This is a genomic window from Staphylococcus sp. 231237_7MaSpsaltlick, assembly GCF_043107035.1.
In genome coordinates this window covers 1-391 of record NZ_JBICNX010000441.1, presented here as the reverse complement: position 1 = coordinate 391, position 391 = coordinate 1, and the positions used below count along the sequence as shown (strand labels likewise).

Here is a 391-nt window from a genome sequence, read left to right as displayed (position 1 = left end):
GCGCAGTTATTTTAATAATACAGCAATAAATACGCCAATGAAGATGTATGAAGCTTCAAAATATGTCTTTTTTAAGGTGGCATGTGAATGGATCGGCGTGCCGATAAAAAAAGCAGAACTTAACAAAAGAGTTTCTCAATTAAGTGATTTATTTGAAAGTCCGGCAGCTATTGGATTAAAACATTGGAAAGGCAGATCATCACGTAAAAATACAAATGGTTGGATTGAAAAAATTGTTCAAGATATAAGAGGCAATAATTTAAGAATCGATGAAGAAAAAGCGCTTTATAAAATTACTTGGCACAGAGACATAAATAATAAACTATTAGAAACTAAAGTAGTTGCAGTTGAAATATTAAATTTATTAAGACCTATGGTAGCAGTATCCATA

Annotated in this window: 1 pseudogene; it reads left to right on the top strand. The window is 30.9% G+C overall.

What is annotated here, in order from left to right:
* Positions 1-391, top strand: a pseudogene (locus ACF91D_RS32250) (cytochrome P450); the annotation flags it as partial.